The 728-nt window shown below is 69.1% G+C and carries 1 protein-coding gene and 1 pseudogene; both read left to right on the forward strand.

The window, feature by feature from the left end; genetic code table 11:
* A partial coding sequence (locus JCM9942_RS17355; protein WP_172675207.1) for an FAD:protein FMN transferase occupies positions 1-479 on the forward strand: 479 nt, incomplete at its 5' end.
* Positions 476-728, forward strand: a pseudogene (locus JCM9942_RS17360) (sulfite reductase flavoprotein subunit alpha); the annotation flags it as partial. The gene JCM9942_RS17355 and the pseudogene JCM9942_RS17360, both read left to right, overlap by 4 nt.

A 728-nucleotide genomic window follows, 5' to 3' on the forward strand; every position in this document is an offset into this window, starting at 1 on the left:
CGCTGGGCTGCGCCGCAACGGCGTCGAAGGCGGCGCTGGTCGAAGTGGGCGGCGAGCTGCACGGCTACGGTCGCAAGCCCGACGGCCAGCCGTGGCGGGTGCTGGTCGAATCGGCTCCGGAAGAAGACGCCGGCGCCGACTATCCACCGCGGGTGCTGGCCTTGGATGATCTGGCCATCGCCACCTCCGGTGATCGCTGGCATCACTATGAACAGGACGGCATTTCCTACAGCCACACCCTTGATCCACGCACGCACGCGCCGGTAACCCGCGCCGCCGCGGCGGTGACGGTGATCGAGCGCGAAGCGATGCGCGCCGATGCCTGGGCCACTGCACTGACGGTGATGGGCGCAACACAGGGGCTGGCATTCGCCACCGATCATGGCCTGGCCGCACGCTTCCTCACACGCGGCCCGCACGGTCTGGAAGAAACCATGACGGCGGCGTTCCAGCAGCACCTGGACGCAGACACGCAATGAGTGCTCCACGCGTGAACCGCCCACTGATTGGCAACCTCGCCGTTGGCCTGGTGCTGGTGCTGATCGCCGTGTTGCTGCTGCGTCTGCATCTGGGCGAGAGCTGGTGGCTAGCCGCGCCCCTGCCCGCACAGTGGTTCACCGCGCTGGCTGCCGCCGCCATCTATGCCATCGCCTGCGCGGCGCTGTGGTGGCGCGTGCGCTCGCGCAAGGACGTTGCCAGCGGTGACGGCGAGCCGCCGCTGCTGGTGG

Source organism: Stenotrophomonas pictorum JCM 9942, from assembly GCF_001310775.1.
In the GTDB taxonomy this organism is placed as follows: Bacteria; Pseudomonadota; Gammaproteobacteria; order Xanthomonadales; family Xanthomonadaceae; genus Stenotrophomonas; species Stenotrophomonas pictorum.